Below are 4,250 nucleotides of genomic sequence, written 5' to 3' on the forward strand. Positions count from 1 at the left end.
GTTATTGCCAGCCCTAGACCCATTCCCTTATTCTTGGTAGTAAAAAAAGGGTTGAATATATTCTGCAGTCCTTCTTTATCTATACCTTTGCCCGTATCCCTCAACTCTATCTGAAGAAAATCTCTTTTATTATGCCTCTTCCTTCTACTGATTACGTCCAATTTTCCATTATTTCCAGTAGCATGAATAGCATTTTGAAAAAGATTCAAGAAGACCTGTTTTACCTGTTCTTCGTTGACTAATATAGGAGGAAGTTCCCTATCAAGTTCCTTATGGATTGAAATATTTTTGTATGCTGCTTCATTTTCAATAAAAGATAACATTTTTTCTATGATGCGGTTAATATCATAAAAATCCATCTTATTGTCTGGGGGTCTGGCAAAATCTAAAAGCCTATTCAGAAGATTGTCTAATCGATTTACCTCATCAACTGCAATATTATGAAAATTTTCTCTGAATTCTTTATCATCATATTTTTCAGGGAGTAATTGTAAAAATGCCTTTATGGATACCAATGGATTCCTTATTTCATGAACAATTCCTGTCGTCATCGTACCTATTGTAGCTAGTCTATCAGCTCTTTGCAGATACTTTTTAAATTCAACTAAATCATTATGTAATTTTTCATTATCTATTATAAGCGCAATTTGAAATCCAATCGTCTTTATAGATTCAAGGTCTTTTAAAGAAAGTTTGATTTTATTTTTATTGATTAAGGTCAAGGTCCCAAAAGCTTTTCCCTTGGTTACTAATGGAATATCCATGAAAAATGTTATTTTTTCATCTCTCAGTAACGACTTCAGTTTCGCTGGAAACTCATCTACATTCTGAACAATGATCATCCTTTGTGTTTTGAATCTTTTTCCAACAAACCGTTTACCAATTTTTATCTTAGAAAATTGAGTCAAAAAATTATCAGATAGCCCTTTGTGAACCATCAGAGTCAATTCCTTTTTCTCTTCATTCAAGAGGCTGATATACCCTCCATCCAATTGAAAAATCTTTATAATTCTTCCTAATATCTGATTTAAAAATTTTGAAAGGTTGATTGTATCATTTCTAATATCCAAAATAGTCTTGAGTATAGAAATCTTTGTTTCATCCTTCTTTACTTTTCTATGTCGAACTCTTTTTTTGTTATTTTTTATTTTTTTATTCCTTTCACTCGCCATAAATCTCTTCCCTCTAAAAGGATCTCCTCTTTTTTATCTCTTCATCATAGTGCTTTTGGTATAAGACTTCCCACTCACTACTGCCCTCTCTCATTTTTTTTGAATAAGAACTCAAGATCCTTCTTACTTCTTCGCCAACTACATCATCTATTTTAAGTTCATCGGTAATAATACGTACTATCTGCAATCTTATGTCGTTTGGCTCGGGCAATAATTTAATCTTCTCGTCTTTTTCTAATCCCTGAGTAATAAGTTTTGAAAGATGGTTTATTTTACCTCTGCTCAAACGCACTCTTTCTCTCCTTGATAAATTAAATTAATTTCAAAGATGGTATTATAAAATTAACCCTCTCTCCTTTGCTAATTTATTTTTAATCATATTGAACATCTTGCTATAGTCTATATCTCCCTTGTATACATCGTCGATATGTTTCCTTAATAGCTCTTTCACCTCCTCATTTAATTTATCTTCGACCAATAAGTCATCAGTTATTATCTGAGCTATTTTCCCTTCTATCTTTTCTGTTTCTATCTCTGTCTCAATCATCTTTCTTTTTACCAATGATTCCACTATCCTTTTGGAGATATATTCTATCATTTCCTTTCTTAAACGCATAATGATTACTCCTATCTCTTTATCAACTTTTTTATATGCTCTATTTTTTGAGAAGCAATGGCTCCTTGCTCCTTTCCCTTAAACTTCTCTGCAATATCCTTGTAAAGAACGATGGCTTCTCTATAACTTTCTAGCTTCTCATAAATCTCACCTGCTTTAAATCTTGCTGTTACACCCCACATGCCTTCATGCTTATAAGAATAGGCAACTTTGAGATACTCCTTGATCGCTTCTTGATCTTTTCCCTGAAGCTCTAGGGTCTCTCCGATCCAGAATTGAGCCTCAGCCTTTAGAGAAGGATTTTGAGATTGCTCGGCGACCTGCCGAAAGGCTTCTATTGCCAGATCATTCTTTTTATTTTTCTGAAAGACTAGTCCGATATTCATTTTTTCTTTAATAAGTGATCTCTCTCTCGGAAAATCCTTTATTATCCTTTCAAAGGCATCCAAGGCATTTTCAAGATGGTTTAATTTTAGATAACCCTCTCCCACCCCATACAGTAAAAGGGCCTTGACCTTTTCATTTTCCGCTGAATAAAAACCCCTTTCATAAGCCTTAACCGCCTCTTTCATATCTCCCTTGCTGGCAAAGATGTTGGCCATGCGGAAATAAACCCTTGACTGAGTATCATGGTTCGCCCCTCTCTTTAAGAGTATTTTAAAATATTTCATCGCCTCTCCAATCCTTCCTTCTGCATAGTAACTCTCTCCTATCATAAAAAGGCTTTTTTGAACAACCTCCTTTTTCACAAAAAGCTCTGTGCCAGTCTCTTTAAAAATCTCCCTTGCTTCCAGAAAGTTTCCATAATTCAATAACTCATTACCCAATCGAAAAGCATCTTTGATGAACTCATTCTTCAAAGAAAATACTTCTCGACTCCTTGAAAAGGTATCGAGATATTCCTTATAATTCGATACCTTGATATAGGCCTTCATTAATCTCTCATCAATAGCATAGTATCTTTCATCCGGAAATCTCTTTTGAAGCTTCTTGAAAATTTCAATAGCCTTTTCTGGCTCATCTGACAATAAATAGTTATCTCCAATGCGCCAGAGAATATCATTTAAAAAATCTTTCTTGGAATCATGATTGACAATCATCTTAAGTTCGTCATTTGACTTCTGATACTTCTTCTCCTTAAAAAAGATAATCCCCCTCCAGTATCTCGATTGATAGGCAAGCTCTGATTCAGGATGTAAATCAATGACATCATTAAACGCTTGTAAAGCCTTCTTATATTTTAAATCCATAAAATAGCCCCATGCTATTTTAAATTTGACCCTCTGAATATACTCCCTATCGTAAACACTATCTAAAAATTCTTGCAGCTCCTTTATTCCCATATAATAGTCTTTCTTACGATAAAAAGATTCTCCTATTTTATACATCACTTCCCTTTTGTATCGACTCATGGGTGCTTTTTCTAACAGATATCGAAAGCTTTCAATGGCCCTTTCATAGTCTCTCTGGTTAAAATAACATAGTCCCATCTTAAAAAGGGCATGTTCCATAAATTCACCGTTATAAAATTCCTCCTTTATCCTGTTGTAAAACTTTAGAGAATTTTTATAATCCCTTAGTGCGAAAAAGATCTCCCCTTTTCCCCAGAAGACCCTCTCTTTTGTGTCCGAAAAGGGATATTTCTTCTCAAGCTTATCATAGATATCGAGCGCTAATTTATAATTTCCTCTTTCTCTTTGAATCTCGGCAATCCCTAATAAGGCATCATCAGAAAACTCGGAATAATAGGGTGTCTCTAATAAAACCTCGTATGCCCTTAATGCCTTTTCTAATACTCCCTTCTTGTAGAGAAATTCCGCGTGCATAAATTCAGCCTTTGCCTTTATCTCATCTTCTGGATATCTTTTAACGATTTTTTTAAGTATTTCTATTCCCTCTGAATATCTTTCAAGATTACCTAAGGTCTTAACAATTTCAAAATATGACTCTTTTGCCAGATCGTCTTTGGGATATTTCTTGATCAAATCCTCGAACAGCCTAATCCCTTTTCCATACTCTCCACTAACCATATTTTCCTTAGCCTTTAAAAAGATCCTCTTTGCCTCATTTTTACTCTCATCTTTAATCTTTTGAGCTTGCTTTACCCCTTCCTCATATTTCTTCAAACGATATAAACAGCGGATAATACTATACTCCCCATCTATTAAGGCGTTGCTCCAAGGGTATTTTTTAATAAATTCCTTAAAAATCTCAAGAGCCCTTTCATAGTCTTTAAGCTTATAGTTTAATTCACCAAGCACAAACATCCCCTTTTCAGCAAAAGGGTCTTTAGGATATTCCCGAGTGATAAGGGAAAAATTCTCCTTTGCCTTCTTGAAATCGCTCGATCGCATATGAACCTCACCAATTCTGTAATGAATCTCTCCCTTTGAAATTCCCTCCGGTGTTTCCTCTAAAAGACTTTGATAATATTTGAGTAATTGTTGATACTCTTTCAGCTT

Annotated in this window: 3 protein-coding genes and 1 pseudogene; all 4 read right to left on the reverse strand. The window is 34.4% G+C overall.

The features are described 5' to 3' along the window. A partial coding sequence (locus VMW81_08955) for an ATP-binding protein (GenBank protein HUU51070.1) occupies positions 1-1,172 on the reverse strand: 1,172 nt, incomplete at its 3' end. Between the two features lie 13 nt (positions 1,173-1,185). Then, positions 1,186-1,467, reverse strand: a pseudogene (locus tag VMW81_08960) (DUF507 family protein). A gap of 39 nt (positions 1,468-1,506) precedes the next feature. Then, positions 1,507-1,788, reverse strand: coding sequence for a DUF507 family protein (locus tag VMW81_08965; protein HUU51071.1), 282 nt, complete (start codon positions 1,786-1,788; stop codon positions 1,507-1,509). 11 nt (positions 1,789-1,799) lie between these two features. Continuing rightward, a partial coding sequence (locus VMW81_08970) for a tetratricopeptide repeat protein (protein HUU51072.1) occupies positions 1,800-4,250 on the reverse strand: 2,451 nt, incomplete at its 5' end.

The sequence above is a fragment of the Nitrospinota bacterium genome, assembly GCA_035528715.1.
Lineage (GTDB): Bacteria > JADFOP01 > JADFOP01 > DATKYB01 > DATKYB01 > DATKYB01.

Coding starts and splice junctions, on each gene's coding strand:
- VMW81_08965 (HUU51071.1), bottom strand. CDS start 1,788: ATGCGTTTAAGAAAGGAAATGATAGAATATATCTCCAAAAGGATAGTG.